Source organism: Roseburia sp. OM04-10BH, from assembly GCF_003462605.1.
Lineage (GTDB): Bacteria > Bacillota > Clostridia > Lachnospirales > Lachnospiraceae > Roseburia_C > Roseburia_C amylophila.
Map to the genome: position 1 here is coordinate 128,634 of NZ_QTZI01000001.1, position 20,104 is coordinate 148,737.

Annotated in this window: 16 protein-coding genes; all 16 read left to right on the forward strand. The window is 39.3% G+C overall.

Annotated features, from left to right (window positions below):
- Nucleotides 1–192: 192 nt before the first annotated feature.
- Nucleotides 193–798 (forward strand): cytidylate kinase-like family protein, encoded by a 606-nt coding sequence (locus DXB43_RS00625; protein WP_022243674.1) that lies wholly within the window; start codon nt 193–195, stop codon nt 796–798.
- Nucleotides 799–810: 12 nt separating this feature from the next.
- Nucleotides 811–2,334: an APC family permease gene (locus tag DXB43_RS00630; RefSeq protein WP_117946084.1), complete on the forward strand. Its 1,524-nt coding sequence runs from the start codon at nt 811–813 to the stop codon at nt 2,332–2,334.
- 86 nt (nt 2,335–2,420) lie between these two features.
- On the forward strand, nt 2,421–3,605 hold the full coding sequence (locus DXB43_RS00635; protein ID WP_117946087.1) for an iron-containing alcohol dehydrogenase: 1,185 nt from the start codon (nt 2,421–2,423) through the stop codon (nt 3,603–3,605).
- Nucleotides 3,606–3,714: 109 nt separating this feature from the next.
- Nucleotides 3,715–4,278: a helix-turn-helix domain-containing protein gene (locus DXB43_RS00640; RefSeq protein WP_117841435.1), complete on the forward strand. Its 564-nt coding sequence runs from the start codon at nt 3,715–3,717 to the stop codon at nt 4,276–4,278.
- A gap of 873 nt (nt 4,279–5,151) precedes the next feature.
- Entirely contained in the window at nt 5,152–6,543 is a 1,392-nt protein-coding gene (gene mgtE / locus DXB43_RS00650; RefSeq protein ID WP_117946093.1) for a magnesium transporter, read from the forward strand.
- A gap of 32 nt (nt 6,544–6,575) precedes the next feature.
- Entirely contained in the window at nt 6,576–7,283 is a 708-nt protein-coding gene (locus DXB43_RS00655; protein WP_117946095.1) for a YjjG family noncanonical pyrimidine nucleotidase, read from the forward strand.
- Between the two features lie 29 nt (nt 7,284–7,312).
- Nucleotides 7,313–8,254, forward strand: a complete 942-nt coding sequence (locus DXB43_RS00660; RefSeq protein WP_158564712.1) for a helix-turn-helix domain-containing protein — start codon at nt 7,313–7,315, stop codon at nt 8,252–8,254.
- Between the two features lie 227 nt (nt 8,255–8,481).
- Nucleotides 8,482–9,759, forward strand: coding sequence for an ABC transporter substrate-binding protein (locus tag DXB43_RS00665; protein ID WP_117841431.1), 1,278 nt, complete (start codon nt 8,482–8,484; stop codon nt 9,757–9,759).
- A 55-nt stretch (nt 9,760–9,814) separates the two neighbouring features.
- Nucleotides 9,815–10,702: a carbohydrate ABC transporter permease gene (locus DXB43_RS00670; RefSeq protein ID WP_117841430.1), complete on the forward strand. Its 888-nt coding sequence runs from the start codon at nt 9,815–9,817 to the stop codon at nt 10,700–10,702.
- 3 nt (nt 10,703–10,705) lie between these two features.
- On the forward strand, nt 10,706–11,563 hold the full coding sequence (locus tag DXB43_RS00675) for a carbohydrate ABC transporter permease (RefSeq protein ID WP_022243665.1): 858 nt from the start codon (nt 10,706–10,708) through the stop codon (nt 11,561–11,563).
- 124 nt (nt 11,564–11,687) lie between these two features.
- Entirely contained in the window at nt 11,688–14,315 is a 2,628-nt protein-coding gene (locus DXB43_RS00680) for a GH36-type glycosyl hydrolase domain-containing protein (RefSeq protein WP_158567169.1), read from the forward strand.
- Nucleotides 14,316–14,319: 4 nt separating this feature from the next.
- Nucleotides 14,320–16,614 carry a hypothetical protein gene (locus tag DXB43_RS00685; protein ID WP_147337958.1) on the forward strand — a complete coding sequence of 765 codons (2,295 nt, stop codon included), beginning with the start codon at nt 14,320–14,322 and terminating at the stop codon, nt 16,612–16,614.
- Nucleotides 16,615–16,828: 214 nt separating this feature from the next.
- A complete protein-coding gene (locus tag DXB43_RS00690; protein ID WP_147422394.1) occupies nt 16,829–17,362 on the forward strand; it encodes a hypothetical protein in 534 nt (177 codons plus the stop codon).
- A gap of 52 nt (nt 17,363–17,414) precedes the next feature.
- Entirely contained in the window at nt 17,415–17,942 is a 528-nt protein-coding gene (locus DXB43_RS00695) for a hypothetical protein (RefSeq protein WP_117946103.1), read from the forward strand.
- A gap of 15 nt (nt 17,943–17,957) precedes the next feature.
- Complete coding sequence (locus tag DXB43_RS00700; RefSeq protein WP_330417846.1) at nt 17,958–19,307, forward strand: MATE family efflux transporter; 1,350 nt, start codon at nt 17,958–17,960, stop codon at nt 19,305–19,307.
- A 203-nt stretch (nt 19,308–19,510) separates the two neighbouring features.
- Nucleotides 19,511–20,059 (forward strand): stage V sporulation protein T, encoded by a 549-nt coding sequence (spoVT, locus tag DXB43_RS00705; RefSeq protein WP_022243657.1) that lies wholly within the window; start codon nt 19,511–19,513, stop codon nt 20,057–20,059.
- The last annotated feature ends 45 nt before the right edge of the window (nt 20,060–20,104 follow it).

A 20,104-nucleotide genomic window follows, 5' to 3' on the forward strand; every position in this document is an offset into this window, starting at 1 on the left:
TTCAAACCGGGCACCGGAAGAATAACAGAAAGATAAAAATAAGAAATAGAAAAGACGAGGATGTCACAGAAAATAAGTGCGCCCTCGTCTTTTTTATGCAGATAGTTGTCAGGCATCCATACGAAGCTGCCAGTGGCAGGTTCGTATGGATGAGAAAAAACGCATGTATATACATTAAGGAAGGGAAGCAAAATGGAACATCTTGTTATTACAATAGGATGCGAATATGGCGCAAAAGGAAATCAGATTGGGAAAAAGGTTGCACAGGATTTAGGCATCAAGTTTTATGACCGTGAAACGGTAGATGAGATTATCAAAGAAGTAGGAATTCCCAAGGATATAATGGAAAAGGTAGAAGAAGGAGTGACCATTGCCGGTAAAGGAGCAGAAGGTGATGTCAGGGGTTCTTTCTCCAAATATGCTGATTTGACAGAACGTGCAATTCACGTCCAGAAAACAATTATTCGAAAACTCGCAGCAAGAGAGTCCTGTGTGATTATAGGACGTTCTGCTGATTATATTTTAAAAGAACAGAAACCAATATTACGCATTTTCATTTATGCACCGGATGAAATCCGGATAAAGAATGTAATGGAAAGCCACAATCTTTCGGCAGATGATGCAAAATTGCTGATTGTGGAAAAAGATAAACGTTATCACAAAAGACATATGGCACTGACCGGAAGCAATCGTGGAGACAGACATAACAGGGATATGCTGATTAACAGCGATTTGCTGGGTGTGGATGGAACTGCACAGTTGATTGAAGAAGTAGCCGGAAAAGTATTTCAGGAATAGGAGGTAGTAAATATGGAACAGAAGAAAACAGAATTCAATAAAGTATTTAATGCCTGGGATATTCTTGTCATTGCATTTGGTGCCATGATTGGATGGGGCTGGGTCGTATCCTCCGGTGGCTGGATTCAGAAAGGCGGAGTTCTTGGAGCAGCTCTCGGATTTGTTCTTGGTGGAATCATGATATTCTTTGTGGGATTGACTTATGCAGAACTTACGGCAGCCATGCCACAGTGTGGTGGTGAGCATGTGTTCAGTTACCGGGCAATGGGCTCAAATGGTTCCTTTATCTGTACATGGGCAATCGTCCTGGGATATGTCGGAGTTACCTGCTTTGAAGCATGTGCATTTCCAACGATTCTGACCTATCTCTGGCCGGGATTTTTAAAGGGATATCTTTATACGGTAGCTGGATTTGATATCTATGCTTCCTGGCTGATTGTAGCAATTATCGTTGCATTTTTAATTATGATAATAAACATTTTTGGAGCCAAAACAGCAGCTATTTTACAGACCATTCTTACTATTATCATTGGTGGAGCAGGGATTTTGTTGATTGTTGCATCCGTCATCAACGGAAGTGTAGATAATCTTAACGGACAGATGTTTGCCGGCACATCAACCGGAGGTGGAATCAAGGCAGTACTCAGTGTTGCGGTGTTATCTCCATTTTATTTTATCGGATTTGATGTTATCCCGCAGGCGGCAGAGGAAATCAATGTTCCACCGAAGAAAATTGGAAAAATGCTGATATTATCTGTTGTACTGGCAGTGCTGTTTTACTCACTGGTTATCATTGCAGTAGGTCTGGTATTAAAGCCGGATGCCATTGCAGCATCACAGACAGGAACCGGTCTTGTAACCGCAGATGCCATGGCAGTAGCGTTCAAAACATCGGTCATGGCAAAAGTAATTATTGTTGGTGGAATGTGCGGAATCATTACTTCCTGGAACTCCTTTATGATTGGTGGTTCCCGTGCTTTATATTCCATGGCAGAATCCTATATGATTCCAAGAACTTTTGCAAAACTTCATCCAAAGCATAAGACCCCGTTAAATGCATTAATCCTGATGGGAATTCTTACGATGTTAGCACCGTTTGCGGGACGTGTCATGATGGTATGGATTTGTGATGCAGGTAACTTTGGATGCTGTCTTGCCTATTGTATGGTATCCATTTCATTTTTGATTTTAAGAAAGAAAGAACCGGATATGCCTCGTCCATATAAAGTGCCTGGTTATAAATTTGTGGGTGTAATGGCAGTTTTAATGTCAGGATTTATGGTATGCATGTACTGCATTCCGGGAACCGGCGGCAGCCTGATTCTTCCGGAGTGGTTGATGGTTGGAGCCTGGAGCTTGCTTGGAGTTGTATTCTTTGTAATCTGTAAAAAGAAATACAAAGAGTCCTTTGGCAGTCTGGTACAGCTTATTTCAGATGAAGATGCAGCAACATTGATGCCGGAGGCAGATGATGTGGAGCTGGATCAGGTAATCGATGTGGCAATCGACCGTGTATTGGCGCGGCTGGCAGGATAATGGAATGTATAGAGTAAAGAAAGCAGAATATAGAAAAGTCGAGTAGTAAGTTCTGAAAATACCGACAGAAAATGAGAGGAAAAGCTATGAACGAATTTAATTTTTCAGTACCACAGAATATTATCGTAGGAAGAGGCTCTATGGCAAAACTTCCGGAAATTGCAAAAAAAATGGGTGGAAAGCATGCATTTATCATATCAGGACCGCATCTTAAGAAGATGGGACTGGTGGAGAAAGCTGCAGAATCTTTAAGAGCCGAAGGAATTTTGGTGGATGACTTTACGGATATCGAAGGAAATCCTTCCGTTACAACCGTGGAAGCAGCGACAGAAGCATTTCAGGCTTCCGGGGCAGACTTTATCGTAGCTTTTGGCGGCGGTTCTCCGATGGATGTAGCAAAGGCAGTCGGTGTAGTAGCAAAATACGGTGGAAGCATTACCGAATATGAAGGGGCACATAAAGTGCCGGGCAAAATTATTCCATTGGTGGCACTACCGACTACAGCAGGAACCGGTTCTGAGGTAACAGCTTTTTCTGTAATTACCGACCACAGCAGAGACTATAAACTGACGGTATTTTCTTATGAACTGCTGCCGGCATATGCTATTCTGGACGCAGACCTGATTACAACGGCACCAGCCAGTGTGGCGGCAGCCTGCGGAATTGATGCATTTATCCATGCAGAAGAGGCGTATATTTCAACTGCGGCTTCTCCGTTTTCTGACGCCATGGCAGAAAAAGCAATGGAGCTCATCGGAGAAAATATCCGGAGATTTGTGGCAAACCGCACCGATGTGGAGGCGGCAGAGGCAATGATGGTAGGCTCACTGTTTGCTGGAATTGCATTTTCTTTTGCAAGACTTGGAAATGTACATGCCATGAGCCATCCGGTCAGTGCATTTTTTGATGTGCCACACGGAGTTGCCAATGCAGTATTGCTTCCGGTAGTAGCGGAGTATAATGCCTTAGCTGACCATGGAAGGTATTATAAAATTTATAACTACATCAGTGAAATTCCGGCCTATGAAGATGAATTTGAACCGATGATGTTAGTGGATGCCATCCGTTCCTTATGCAAAGCCATCGGAATTCCGGCAAATCTTACGGAAGCCATCAATCGGGCAGGCAAAACAGGAAGCATCAGCCGGGAGACCATCGAAGAGAAAATAGAAGTAATGGCAGCAGATGCCATGAAGAGCGGCAATATTGCGGTGAACCCACGGTCATCCCGTCAGTGTGATATAGAAATGTTATACCGCAAGGCACTATAAAACAGATATCTTTATCAAAAACATCGGTTAATATCATAAAAATTTGATGCGAAAAGTTTGATGTAAAAAATTTGAAGTGGAAGTTTCAAATGGAAAGAGAGGAAAATGTATGGATTACCTGTCACACAATGTATCGGAAAATTTAAAGAGACTGCGTCAGTCCAAGGGAATGAGTCTTGATCAGGTGGCAGAGCAGACCGGTGTAAGTAAGAGTATGCTGGCACAGATTGAAAAGGGAACGGCAAATCCATCATTGGGTGTGCTTGGAAAGATTACAAGCGGACTGCGGATTGAATTTCAGACTTTGATTGAAGCTCCACGTGTGGATTTCTGTCTGGTGAAGCCGGAAGAAATGATTCCAACCAAGGAACTGGAGGGACAGTATAAGGTCTTTACCTGCTTCCCATTTGAGGACTCCCAGTCCGTAGAAATCTACCGGATTGACGTAGAGCCGGGCGGTGTATACACCAGCGGAAGCCACGGCGAGCGGACGAGGGAATATATTACGGTAATCGATGGCACACTGACCATAGAATGCCATGACCACAGCCAGAAGGTGGAAAAGAGCCAGGTCTACAAATTTGAAACAGACCAGCCGCACATTTACCGGAATGAAGGAAGTGAGAGAGCAAGCTGTATGTGCTTTTTCTTAGACTATACAAATATTCGATAAATATAGCAGGCAATTGCGAAAGAGAGATAGATTTTGCACGGAAAATATTACGTTGATTCACAGAGGATTATCTTTATCCGATATGAAATGCCAACAGTTCTTAGAATGCGGGGTTTTCTTGCTTGTAAACTGTCTTTCCGCTTGCTTTGTCAGAATCGCTGCACTGTCCGTCGAGAGCAGATGCCACATAAAGCCTGCAAGGGGCACTAGGAATTTCGATATAATTATAATTTCATCTGGCAACCGGCACAAATTCACATCCATGTTCAATTGCACCTCGCTGGTACATCCCTGTACCAGCGTTGCCTGTTGCCAGACGAAATTCCAAGTGCCCCTAACAGCCCTTATCAGGCATCTGTACTTCGACGAACCGTGCAGTTATTCTGACAAACATTGGAAAGACTGTTTTTATAACAAAAAGAAAACCCCGCATTTTAGAACTGTGGTATTTCGTAGCGAAAGAAAATCCACTGCGAATCAACGTAATATTATTGTGGCAACTCTTCTCGATCCCTCATTCACAATTGCCTGGAATATTTATGGAAGAAATAGAATAAAGAATATATATTTTACAAAGATTATACAAATATCAGACAAAGCAAAACTTGACTTGATTCATTCCGAGGATTAGAATGGAAAAAGAGAATGAATCAGGAGGTGAAATGCATGGACAGTTGCGACAGTACTGGGCGAAGTAGTATCTGCGGTGGCAGACAGAAGATGATTTTGGCGCAATTGACCATGGATTTCTGATAAGAATCCATACAGGACAATTGCTCTTTTTACGCTGGAAATGCGCTGTGTGTTTCCTGTAATTGTGAGGGTATCATCTGTGCTGCTACTGCAGGAAAATGATGTAAGGAGGCAGAAGCAGTGGACGAGAAATTAAAAGAGCAGAATTATGTAGAAGAGTTAATAGAGATTATCCGCAGTACAAAGAGTAATGAGGAATTGCGGGATAAATTATCCGATTATCATGAAAATGATATTGCGGATGCATTTGTGCGTCTGGATGAAGAAGAACGAAAGAGATTGTACCCAATCCTGGGAGCGGAACAGGTTGCGGAAATCTTTACTTATATTAATGACCCGGATTTATATCTGAATGAATTGGATCTGGATAAAGCGGCACGGGTTATTTCCTACATGGACTCCGATGATGCGGTAGATGTCTTAGACGAACTGGATGATTCCAAGCAGGCACAGCTGGTAGAGTTGCTGGATGAAGAATCCAGTCATGACATTAAGATGATTCAGTCCTATGAGGATGATGAAATTGGTAGCAAGATGACCACGAACTTTATCGTGATTAAAAATGACCTTACCATCCGGCAGGCCATGCGGGAGCTGATTCGTCAGGCGGGAGAAAATGATAACATTTTGACAGTTTATGTTACTGATGAAGCAGGCAAATTCTATGGAGCCATCGATTTAAAGGACTTAATCATTGCCCGTGAAAATAATGCACTGGAAGATATCATCAGCACATCCTATCCGTATTTGCGTGATCATGAACAGATTAGTGAATGTATTGAGCGAATGAAGGACTATGCAGAGGACTCCATTCCGGTACTGGATGAAAATGATGAAATCTTAGGTGTTATCACATCTCAGGATATCGTAGAAGTTGTGGATGATGAGATGGGTGATGACTACGCAAAGTTAGCAGGTCTGACCGCCGAAGAAGATTTACAGGAAACGCTGGTAGAGAGTATGAAGAAACGTCTGCCATGGCTGATTATCTTACTGGTACTTGGCATGGGCGTATCTTCCGTAGTGGGGATTTTTGAGACCGTTGTAGCCGTAATTCCAATTGTCATGTGTTTCCAGTCGCTGATACTTGACATGGCAGGAAATGTAGGAACACAGTCGCTGGCTGTAACCATTCGTGTACTGGTAGATGAAAATCTTACATCAAAACAGAAGCGTCATCTGGTAGGAAAAGAAATGCGTGTTGGGTTTATGAACGGGCTTTTTCTGGGGATACTGGCATTTTCCTTTATCGGATTATATGTCTGGTTGTTAAAGAATAATCCGGTGAGTCATGCATTTATTATTTCAGGATGCGTGGGCCTTGCACTGATGATAGCAATGGTAATATCAAGCCTTGTGGGAACCTTGATTCCAATGCTTTTTCATAAGATTAAGATTGATCCGGCAGTGGCATCCGGTCCATTGATTACCACAATTAATGACCTGGTAGCAGTAGTAACCTATTATGGATTAGTCTGGCTGCTGTTGATAGATGTATTGCATTTTGCATAGCATAAAACCTTAGGATGACGAGGAAATAAAGGATGAATAAAATACAGAATATAAAAGTCCTTTTTTGGGATATTGATAATACACTGCTTGATTTTGATGCGGGAGCAGAAGATTCCATGAAACAGGCATTTGCAGATTTGGGGCTGGAGTTTAAACCGGAAATGTTTAATGTTTTTCAGAAAGAAAATCATATTATCTGGGACAAAATCGAAAAGGGTGAATTATCAAGGAAAGACATTCCCTATGTCCGCTGGCAGATTATATTAAAACGGCTGGGATTAAAAGCCGATGGTGTGGCAATGGATCATGTGTTCCGAAGCTATCTTCATAACAGTGCAGTGCCGGTGAGCGGTGCATTGGAAACATTGGAAGCTTTAGCAGGAAAATACATATTCTGTGCAGCAAGCAACGGACCGTATGAGCAGCAGCTAAACCGTCTGGAACGAGGCGGCATGCGTAAATATTTTACACATTGCTTTGTTTCGGAAAAGGTTGGCGTAGAGAAACCGAGCCTTCGTTTTTTTGAAAAATGTATGGAGGAATTGCCTGGAATTGAACCGGAAGAATGCCTGATGATAGGTGATTCCCTGACAGCAGATATTGCAGGAGGACATGCTGCAGGACTTAAAACCTGTTGGTATCATCCGGAAGATGCCATAACCAATGAAAAATTAAGAGAGTTAGAGCAGCAGGCAGATTACAGAGTAGAAAAATTGGTGGATTTGACAAAAAAATTATAGCTTGGATGGGAGAGATTAACAGGAGAAAAATGGAAGACAGGAAAGAAATTATAAAAATCAAAGAACCCATATCAACTGCAAATAAGTTTCACTCTTCGGAGCTTTTTTATATTGAAGAGGCAAAATTACCGTTCTCAGCAGGAATTTATACTTTAGCGGGGTGTGCGATGCACTGGCATCATTCATGGGAAATTTTGTGCCAGTTAGAGGGTGAAGCATATGTAAGATTTGGTGGGGAGAAGATTATTTCAAGACCAGGCGACATCACGGTCATTTCTGGGGAAGAACCACATGAAACGGAAAAAATTACAAAGCGACATAAAATATTGTTGTTACAGTTTCAAATGGAACCTGTTTTACCCTATTTTTCTGTGGCAAAGGAATATCAACACATTCCAAGTATATTATTAGATCCGTTTCGAAAAGTTGGACATTTTAATTTGAGAAGTAAAAAAGTAGAATCCATTATGTGGAAAATAGAGGGAGAATATAAAAAGAAGATTTTGGGATATGAGATTCGGATACCTGCGTATATTATGGAACTAATGGTATACTTTATGCGAAATGATTATATTTGTGCCAGAAGACCTGCGACAGAAGTTATGATAGCCTTGGAAAAAATCAGACCTGCGTTGTCTTACATAGAAGAAAATTATCAAAATCATATAGAGTTACAAAATGTAGCAGAATTGTGTTGCATGAGTATGTATACATTTTGCAGAGTGTTTAAACAGGCAACAGATTATACATTTGTAGAGTATTTAAATCATATCCGATTAAAATCTGCAGAAAAATTATTGCTTTCCACAAAACTCCCCATCAGTGAAGTGGCATATGAATCTGGTTTCTCGGGATTGAGCTATTTTAACCGGAAGTTTAAGGAAGTATATTCTATGGGACCAAGCAGATACCGTAAAATAAGTGGAAATGAAGAAATAAACTGTGAGGGTTATCATCATTCCAGAATTTAAAATATAGTAGTGTATAAAGGAGACGAAATATACAAAATGTGATTAGTATATTTCGTCTTTTTTTAATTAAAAATGTCTCACGCAAAATAGTGCAAAAATAAAGCAAGAATGAAATTGAATCATGAATATAAAATCGTTATATTTAAACTACAAAAAGCAAGGAGAATAAAGTAAAAGGCGCCAGGGGAGAAGAACAAAAAAGTATTAGTGTAAAAGGAGGAAAAAGAATGAAGAGATTAGTTGCAGTACTTTTGTGTATGACAATGGCAGTATCAATTACAGCTTGTGGTAACTCTGAAACAGAAAATAACAAAGTAGCAGGAACAGAAGCCGGAGATAAACCGGAAAGCATTAGCGTTATTTGTACAACCGACGAAGAAGGACTTTATGAGTATGCTGGAAAGAAGTACGAAGAAATGTATGGTGTAAAAGTAAATCTGATTTGTCAGTCCTATGATAGTACACACGAAAAAATTACTACAACATGGACCGGTGGAGGCAATGCGGATGTTTGCTATGTAGATATTCCATGGGTTGCAGAATTTGAAAGTAAGGGAGTAACCATAGACTTGAGTGAATATATGGATGAAGATGTAAAAAACAGTTTGATTGAGAGTTCGTTAAATCAGATGATTTATAATGGAAAAACAGAAGCAATTCCGTTTGCAAATGGTGGAAAATGGATGTTTTATAATAAGCAGATGTTAGCGGATGCTGGATATGAGGAGCCACCAAAAACATGGGATGAATTAAAAGAAATGTCTCAGGATATGATGGATAAAGGCATTTGCAAGTATGGTATTGCGTGGGGAGCATCCCAGGCAGAAGGTTTGATTTGTGATTTGACAACCATGATTTACAGTTTTGGCGGAACATGGCAGAAAGAAGATGGCTCATTTGACATCAACAGTGAAAGTGCAAATAATGCAGTACAGTTTATGTATGATTCGATGCAGGATGGATGGGCAGATCCAGCATCAATTACCTACACGGACAGAGATTGCCTGGATCCATTCATGGCAGGAGATACAGCATTTGTTATGAATTGGGCTTATGTGTATGGATATGCAAATAATCCAGAAAATTCTACTGTTGCAGGAAATGTAGATGTATGTTTAATGCCTGGAACTGATAAAGCAGAAAGTGCTTCAGTAACTGGTGGCGGTGGCTTCGGAGTATTATCTACCTCAAAATATCCGGAGTATGCATATAAATATATTGAGTTATTTACTAGTGAGGATATTCAGAAATATGCATATGAGAATTATAATGTACTGCCGACAATTGATGCATTATATAAAGATGAGAATCTGGTGACTGAACATGAAGAGCTGGCTAAGTTTTATCCGCAGTTTGCAACAGCACATCCAAGACCTCAGCTTGCTGATTATAGTGAGTGGTCTAATACAGTACAACCATTATTTTCGGCAGCACTGTCAGGGTCAACTTCAATAGAGGATGCACTAAATCAGGCAGAAGAAGTATCAGAAAGTTTTGTGAATTAAATAGAGAATGGCAGGTAGGTAAACTGCCTGCCATTTTTAATATGAGGGTAAGAATATGAAGAGGAAGAATAAATCAAGTATATCACAAGCAAGAACTGCTTATGGAATGATTACTCCTGCCATGCTGATTATCATGGGATTAGGATTATTTCCTGTTTTGTTTACATTGTGGTTCAGCTTAAATGATGTAAATCCAGGTAGTCTTGCAACGAAATTTGTTGGATTAAAGAATTATGCAGAAGTTATGAGTACCCATGCATTTTGGAATTCTTTAAAAATTACTTTATATTTTTCTGTTGTATCAGTGATAATTCAGATTATATTGGGAACACTTACAGCATTATTGCTGAATCAAAATTTTAAGGGAAGAGGCTTTGTGCGTGGAATTATTCTGATTCCATGGGCAGTGCCAACGATTGTAAATGCAAATTTGTGGAAATGGATTTTTAATGCGAACGCAGGAATTTTGAATAAAGTATTATTAAAATTACATTTGATAGATGAAAATATAGTCTGGCTTGGAAGTGGTAAGCTTGCAATTAATATGATTATATTATCAGATACATGGAAGATGCTTCCACTTGTTATCATTATGCTGCTTGCAGGACTCCAGACCGTGTCTAATGATGCAAAGGAGGCATCAATTATAGACGGGGCAAATGCATGGCAGAGATTTAAAGTAGTGTATTTTCCTGCATTAAGGCCAATGTATATAGTGGTTCTTGTTTTGCGTACAATTCAGACGATTCGAGTTTTTGATATTGTATATTCGTTGACGTCAGGTGGACCAAATGACAGTACACAGGTAGTAAGCTTTTATGCGTATCATGAAATCTTTGATTACTTACATTATGGTAAAGGTTCGGCAATATGCGTAATTATAGCAGTTGTTATATTGTTATTGAGCCTTCTTTACCTGAAAGCAGGAAAAACGGAGGATTAAGATATGAATCGAACGGTAAAGAGAAGAATAGGAAGGATATTATTATATTTGGCAGTGATATTATTGGTTCTTTGGACGCTATTGCCAATTATCTGGATGTTTATATCCAGTATCATATCAGAAAATGAATTGTTAAGTAGTGACAAAATACTGCCTACATCAATTACCTGGGAACGATACAAAATGTTATTGTGGGATAAAAATCCAACAAAACAAGTTGAAGTATTCCGAATGGCAATAAAAAACAGTTGCATTGTTGCGGGTACAACAACAGTAATTAGTCTTGTATTAGGTGCAGTGGCATCCTATGCGTTTGCAAGATTACGCTTTCGAATGAAAAAACCAATGTTATTTGGAGTAATGTTTTTTCAGCTGCTACCACCAATTGCATTGGTAATACCGTATTATATCATGATTAGCCGGATGGGGCTGCTGGATCATTTGGGAACATTAATATTAATTAATACAAATGCAGTTCTTGCCTATGTAATCTGGGTCTTGAACGGATATTTTAAATCGGTTCCATTTGAACTTGAAGAAGCAGGACGGGTAGATGGTTGTAGTTGGAATCAGGTGTTTTGGAAAATTATTATGCCAACAGCATTACCGGGGTATGTTGCAGTAGGTGTTCTTGCATTCCTTATGGCATGGGATGAATTTCTGTACGCATTAATTTTTACTACATCAAAAACTTCGAAGACATTAACGGTTGCGGTATCAGAGTTTGGAACAAAGTATGGAATTGATTATGGAATGATGATGACTGCAGGATTGCTGGCTACAGTTGTACCAATGGTATTAGCACTAATTTTCCAAAGATATATTGTAGGAGGATTAACGGCAGGAGCGGTTAAGGGTTAAGAAAAAGGAGTAAAGAATGGAACACGGATTTAAGTGGAATTTTATTGACAAAAAAGGGACTTTTGTTTGTGAAAATGCCCGGGAAGTAAATCAATTATATTTTCCTATATGCAATGAGGCTGGAATGAAAGCATCGGTGACACCCTGCTTAAATGGAGATGCCAAAAAGAATCAAAATGAATTTTTGTATCTGCCAGTTTCAGTAGAGGACTTACATAATAATCGTTCTGGAAGAAATTTCTGGGTTTATACAAAAGAGCAGGGAGCATTTTCTGTGGTGGGAAATTCTGCAAGACAGAGAGCGGAGCATTGCTTTAAAGATGAAGAAAAATGGAATAAAATAGAGTGCGGTTTGCTATATCACAGCTTGTATTATGCAATCCCTGAATTGAAATTAAACTGTATTTTTACAACGTTTTGTCCGGCAAATGAGGATGTAGTAGAAATTAACAGGGTTATTCTGGAAAATTACGGGTCAGAAATTCTGGAATTTGTGCCAACAGCGGCATTCCCTATTTTTGGACGATCGGCAGATAATTTAAGAGATCATAGACATGCAACATCACTGATGCAGAGGATAACGTTGGAAGAAAACGGGATTGTTGTAAAGCCAACGATACACCATGATGAAAGAGGTCATGAACCGAATGATACAAGTTATTTTGTATATGGATCAGATGAAAGCGGGCAGGCAGCAGTAGAAATGTTCCCTACAGTAGAGGAGTTTATTGGAAAGGGAGGAACATTGGACTGGCCAGGAACAGTAGTAGAAAATAGTATACCAGAACATGATATGACATATCGGAAAGATGGTATGGAATGCATTGGCGCAATGCGTTTTGCAAAGGTACGGTTAGCACCAGGCGAAAAAAAAGAATATATTATCTGCGCTGGAATTACTGAAAAAGAAAATTTTAACAAGGAGTTTGAAAAGTATAACAGTAAAGAAAAGGTTGAAGCTGCGTGGAAACAAAATGAAGAGCATTGGAATGGAGAAGCTGACAAGATAAAATTTCAGGGCAATTCAGATAAGTTTGATGGCTGGTTAAGGTGGGTAAGTATACAGCCTGTTTTAAGAAAAATATATGGTTGTTCATTTCTTCCATATCATGATTATGGAAGAGGTGGTCGCGGGTGGAGAGATTTGTGGCAGGATTATCTGACATTATTATTACAAAATCCAATGCGGGTTCGAAGTGTTTTTGTTCATAACATGAAAGGTGTCAGACTGGATGGAAGTAATGCAACTATTATTTTGGACGGTGAGGGCAATTTTCAGGCAGACAGAAACAAAATATCCAGAGTTTGGATGGATCATGGTGTCTGGCCATTATTTACACTGTTGTTATATATGAATCAAACTGGAGATATTTCTATTTTAGATGAAGAAGTGTCTTACTGGAAAGATGCACAAATTGAAAGAGCGAAAAGGATTGACACAAATTGGAAAAAAGAAGATGGAAATAGTCAAAAGACAAAGGATGGTGAATGTTATACCGGAACAATATTAGAGCATTTACTTTTAGAAAATTTAATTTGCAGCTTAAATATTGGAGAACACGGGAATATAAAGCTTGAAGATGGAGATTGGAATGATCAGTTGGATATGGCTCCAGATAAAGGGGAAACAATACCATTTACGGCTTTTTATGGAAAAAATATATGTGATATAGCAGATTTACTTGAGATTCAAATAGAGAAAGAAGACCGAAAAACGATTTCTGTATTTGAAGAAATGGAAATACTGCTTGAGGGATTAAAGGAAAAGGAACCCCAAAAAGAAGTGGAAGTATTAAAGAAATATTATGAACACATAAGATTTGGAATAAGCGGAAAAAAGAAAAAAATACCGGTTTTAGAATTAAAAGATATGTTGCGCTGGAAAGGAAAACAATTATTACAGCAGGTCCGAGAAAATGAATGGATTGAATTATCATCAAAAGAAGGCTTTTTTAATGGTTATTATAATAATAATGGAAATGCAGTTGATGGAATTCTTGGAGATGGAAAATTGCGATTTGGATTGACAGCCCAGACCTTTTCTATTATGTCAGGGGCGGCGACGGATGAACAGGTTCAAAAAACAATACATGCTGTAAATAATTATCTTCCGGATAAAAATACCGGAGGAATCAGGCTGACGTTACCATTGGGAGATAATACCTGGAATTTTGGAAGAGGATTTGCACTTATTTATGGAGAAAAAGAAAATGGTGGCATGTTTAGCCATATGACAACTATGTATGCTTATGCGTTATATAGCAGAGGGTATGTAAGGGAAGGTTATCAGATTATAAAATCTATTTATGAACTTTCTACAAATACACAAATAGCACAAATATATCCTGGTGTGCCGGAGTATATCAGTAGCAGAGGAAGGGGAATGTATTCTTATGTTACTGGTGCAGGAAGCTGGACAATTTTTCTAATGCTGACACAGGTATATGGCATACGTGGGCAACTTGGAGACTTATTAATTGAACCAAAACTAGTAAAGGAGCAGTATGATTCCGGTGAAGTTTTAACAGTAGACACATTATTTGCGGAAAAAGAAGTATGTGTTTCTTTTTATAACAGAAAATATTTGGATTATGGAGAATATCAGTTGGGAGAACTTAGCATAAATGGAGAAGTATGGAAGAATCAGATAAATAGTACCTCTGTTGTGCTACATCAGGCTGAACTGGAAGAAAAGCTTATAGCAGGTAGGAAAAATCAAATTTGTATCGAATTAGTGGAAAGGAAGGGATGATGTGATGGAACTTAAATTTCCGGTAGGATTAGAAAAAAATGAAGTTTTAATAGAAAGGGACGGAATAAAAATAGAAGTACCGTGGCCGGTTCAGATTCAGATTTTAAAGGAAAGAAATAAGAAAGCAAAGTATGATGTTATAAGAAGTGAAAAAAACATTCATATTGCAGAAGCAGACGTAGAAGTAAATAAAGAAAACAGATTTCATATTATTGATATGTGGGAACAAAATACAAATAATATAAAACTGAGTAGAAAGGTGGCCTGTATTTCAGCAGAAAAAGAGACTGCTATCCGGATATCTACGGAATTCCATTGTAAATCAAAACATGCAAAAAATTTTGACGATTATCAATTTGTAATACCGGGTGCTTTTTATAATAAGAATGATACAGACCAGAATGGACAGGATGATTATCTTGGAACTTTTGAGCAGGATTATAAGGATGATAGAAATCCAAATTTGTCAGTGACAGGATTTGCAAAAAATGACAAGCAATTTATTTCACTAATTCGGGCAGATATTCCAAAGGTGGATACTACAATAACCAGAAAACAGATAGCAGAAAGGCATTTTGTTCATAATACAGATATTGGATCCCTGGGAATTGCACCATCTGCAAATAGAATGGAAGAATTTTTGTTACGTTGTGATTATCCATTTTATGAGAGAAATTCATTTTGCTTAAATGTAGATGGATCAGAGTGGGCTGCATATCGAAAGATAAAACAGGGAGAAGAATTGGAAGTTTCATATATCCTGCAGTTTGGAGAAGCTGAAAATCTGACAGAAGCATCGTGGAAGACGAGCGTATTTCAGATGGAACGAATTCTTAATGATGATATCAGACATCCATTTAGTCTGGAAGAAACAATACCATACAGAAGAGACTTATTACACAATAGCTTTAGAGATTTTCCAGAAAAGAAAAATCATCCTTGTGGTTATGTGTGCCATTTCTCACCAAGAGAAAAATATGGAAATCAGAATGTACTGGAATATGGATTTTCTGGAAATCAGACTATGGTTTGCTATGAAATGCTTCGGGCTGCAGAAGAAACAGGAAAGGAAGAATATAGGGAACGGGCATTAAAAACAATACAATTTTTTGTGGAACACTGTATTGCAGAAAGTGGTTTGCCGAATGCAATGTACAGTGTAGAAAAAGAAGAATTTGTTTATTGGTGGACTGGCGTATTAATGCCATTTCAGTATTCGGAAAACAGGAAAGAATTAGAAAAATTTCTGGGGAATCAGGTCGTAGGTGCAATGATGGGAATTGCAGAAAAATTAAAAGGAACAAAAGGAAATTATTGCCGGACTATGACGGAGGCTATGTATTATTTAATGCTCTGTTTTCTGGAGGAAAAGGAAAATGGAACATTACATAAAGACTGGCTGGATGTAGTGGTTGCATTTTGTGATAAAATGATTGAAATTCAGAATACAGATGGCTCCTGGTATCGGGCATATACGATGGAAGGTACTCCAATGACATATCCGGAAGAATGGTTTGGAAGTAATGTGATAGAGCAGGGGTCAGGAACAATTTTTCCGGGAGAAGTATTAGCATTAGTACATGAATACACCGGTAATGAGAAATATAGAAGTGCATTGTGTAAAGCTGCTGATTTTATTATGGAACATTATGTAGAAGATGTTTTATATCTGGGAGGATTAAATGATACAACGCATAAAAAGTCTGTAAAGATAGATGCTGTTGGAGTAATGTATAATATGCGGACATTGTTGTTGGCATATGAAACTACCAAAAAAGAACGATATTTGTATGGTGCAAAATCAGCAGCACAGATTCTTGCATCATGGACTTATCTTTGGGATATTCCGTTTGATGAAAATACACTTCTTGGAAAGAATGATTTTGGAACAACTGGCTGGGCAGGGTGTGATGTTATTCCGGGATGTAGCTATGTGGACGATGAATTTGTAGAATTCGTACCAGATTTAATGCGAATTGCAGAGTATAGCGGGAATAAAAAACTGGCTATATTGGGAAAAATTGTAACATTAGGAATGCAGCACGGTTTATCTATGCCACAAAGAATGTATGGATATACAATGCCTGGAATTCAGTGTGAAGGATTTCTGACATCCTTATGGCTTTCTGATACAGATGATTTGGAATTTTCGGGAGCTGTAGCAAAAAATAAAGGAGATGATAATGATACTTGTAATGGACTGATAAATGGTCAGGCACTTTACAATCTCGATTCATTAAAAAGAAGATATCACACATTAGAGTTTGATAAAATAATTGAGCAGATATTTGCCGAGTAAAGTTATAATGCCTCATAGACATTTTATGCGTCTATGAGGCATTTTCTATAGAAGTCGGTATTGTGCCGATTAGTATCAGCAGTGCTCCCGGAATTTCAAAAGGAGTCAGAGTTTCGTGCAAAAGCAGAACAGCAAAGTTAACAACCGATAGTGTTTGACAGAATAAGCAGTGTTCATTACAATGTTTTTAGAAAAAAGAAATGGGGGAACAGAGATGTTAGAATGTGAAATTGAAATCGGAAAAGAAGAGCAGGACGCGCTGTTGGAAATCGCTTTGAATTCGAAGGAGTATCGAAAGAAAAGAAAAGCGGAAGCAATAAAATTTTCAATTCTGATTGTAGCTTGTATTTTGATTATAATATGGAGAGTAACAAATAGCGATACAAGGCTTGTTGTACTTTGCTCACTCCTGGCTGCATATAGTCTTTTTATGATATGCGGAGGAAGCAAGCTGATGCAGAAGACGGTATTAAAGAAATCTGTTACAGTAATGGATAAAGAACTAAAATCCGGTTATCGGAAGTATACTTTCAGTGAAGATGGAATTCTTTTAAAATCAGAAGTTTCAGAAGGAAATACTGCATGGACACTTTATAAGGATTGGGAAATCTATGGAAATTACATCTGCATCAGGAATCTGTCGAATGAAAATGTTCTTGTAAAACAGGATAAATTGTCGGTAGAAGAGAGGACATGGCTGATTGATTTACTGACCCGTCATCTGGGAAAAGCAGTAAATGAGAAATGAATGGAAAGAAAATAAATAAAAAATAGACGAAAAGAAAATGGGGGGAACAGAGATGTTAGAATATGAAATTGAAATCGGAAAAGAAGAGCGGGACGCGCTGTTGGAAATAACTTTGCAATCGGATGGATACCGGAAGAGAAGAAAAGTGGTAACGATTACTTCTGTGATTATGTGCATAATCTGTCTGCCGTCCGGAATGTTAAGCTTTATGCTTGGCAGGGCAGAAATGGGTTCACTTTTTATGATTCTATGGGCAGCTTTTCTATATTTTGCATGCGGCGGCAAAAAGGTACAGCAGAGAGCAAGACTTAAGAGATTTTATGCAAATGCACAGAAGGCACTGGTAAGTGGCCACCGCAAGTATATTTTCAGTGAAGAAAGCATCAGCATAAAATCAGAAATAGCGGAGGGTGTGAATCTGTGGACTGCCTATAAGGACTGGGGATTCTATGAAAATTATATTTATATCAGAAATCTGTCCAATCAGGTGATTCTGGTAAGGCAGAGCGAGCTGTCAGCAGAAGACCATGCATGGCTGGTGGATTTGCTGACCCGTCATCTGGGCGCAGCGCTGGCTTAGAGGAAGCAGAATGAAATGGTGGAACGGAATCTTACTACAGGAAGTGTATTTAAAAATGTAATTATATTTTCGCTGCCATACCTTTTATCTTATTTTTTACAGACATTGTATGGAATGGCAGATTTATTTATCATCGGGCAGTTTGAAGGAGTTGCCAGCACTACGGCGGTATCCATTGGCTCACAGGTCATGCATATGATAACAGTTATGCTGGTGGGACTTGCCATGGGAACAACGGTCAGCATCGGACAGGCGATTGGAAGCAAAGATAAGAAACGGGTGGCAGAAGGAATTGGAAACACGGTAATCCTATTTATGGGAGTTGCCCTTGTGCTGATGACGGTGCTGCTCTTGCTGACAAAACCAATTGTAACAGTAATGTCTACACCACAGGAAGCAGTAATGGGAACGATATCCTATCTTACCATCTGCTTTATCGGGATTCCTTTTATTACAGCATATAATATTATCAGTGCAATTTTCCGTGGTATGGGTGACAGCAAGAGTCCGATGTACTTTATTGCCATTGCATGTGCAGCAAATATTGTCTTGGATTATGTATTTATCGGCGGACTGCATCTTGGACCGGCAGGTGCAGCTCTTGGAACCACTTGTGCCCAGGCAATCAGTGTAGTTATTTCCCTGTGTATGATTATCAGACAGCGGAAAGAATTCTCTTTTAGCAGGAAAGATTTCAGATTAAGCCACAATATCATGGGACAGATTTTAAAAATCGGTATTCCCATTGCATTGCAGGACGGTTTCATTCAGGTGGCATTTATGATTATCACCATCATTGCGAACCAGCGTGGATTAAATGATGCAGCAGCTGTGGGAATCGTGGAAAAGATAATAAGTTTCCTGTTCCTGATTCCGTCCTCCATGTTATCAACAGTATCTGCACTTGGTGCACAGAATATCGGAGCGGGAAAGAGGCAGCGTGCCAATGAAACCCTGCGCTATGCTGTGATGATTACAGTGGGCTTTGGAATTATCGTAGGAATCTTCATGCAGTTCTTCGCCAGTCCGGTGGTGGCGTTATTTACAGATGCATCGGATGCATCGGGAGCGGAAGTGGTACGTCTGGGAGGTCAATACTTAAGGGGATATGTCTGGGATTGCATGTTCGCAGGAATTCATTTCAGCTTCAGCGGATATTTCTGTGCCTGCGGCAAATCCGGCATCTCATTTTTACATAATATCATTGCAATTACACTGGTAAGAATTCCGGGCGTTTATCTGACTTCGACTTTATTCCCGGATACCTTATTCCCAATGGGACTGGCAACGGCAGCAGGCTCCCTGCTTTCCGCAATCATCTGTGTTGTTGCATTTACAATCTTAAACCGGAAGGAAAAATCATGAAGCCGTTAATTTTGTTTGCACTGCCAGTACTGTTTGGTTGCAGCTATTAGCCAAAAATGAAAAAAGATTGATTTTGGCTAATAAAAACACCAGTGATTTAAAAATGTAAATACGAGGAAGGCTTGCATAATTCCTCCTGTTTTCCACATACTACCCATACAGCACAAAAATGGAAAGTATGTAGGAAACAGGAGGAATTTTTAATGAAAGCAACAGGAATTGTACGTAGAATAGATGATTTGGGGAGAGTTGTAGTGCCAAAGGAAATCCGCAGGACACTGCGCATCCGGGAAGGTGACCCGCTGGAAATCTTTACAGACCGGGAAGGTGAGATTATTCTTAAGAAATATTCACCGATTGGAGAACTGAGCCAGTTTGCCGGACAGTATGCGGAGAGCCTTGCGCAGAGCACCGGGCATCTGGTATGTATTACCGACCGGGACCATGTGATTGCGGCTGCAGGAAACGGAAAGAAGGAATTCGAAGGAAAACCAATCAGCAGGCAGTTAGAGGAACTGATCGAAGACCGGAAAAATATTCTTGCACAGCAGGGAGACAGCAAATTTGTACGAATTACCTTAGATGATACCGGAAACTATCATGACCAGGCAATCAGCACGATTATCTGTGAAGGAGATGCCATCGGAGCAGTTGTTTTATATGAGAAAAATGAAACTGCAAAAATGGGAGAAACCGAAAGCAAGCTTGCTATTACAGCGGCGGGATTTTTAGGAAGACAAATGGAACAGTAGCCTTGTAACTTTTTATGGAACAGTGTAAAATAGAGCAATATGGAG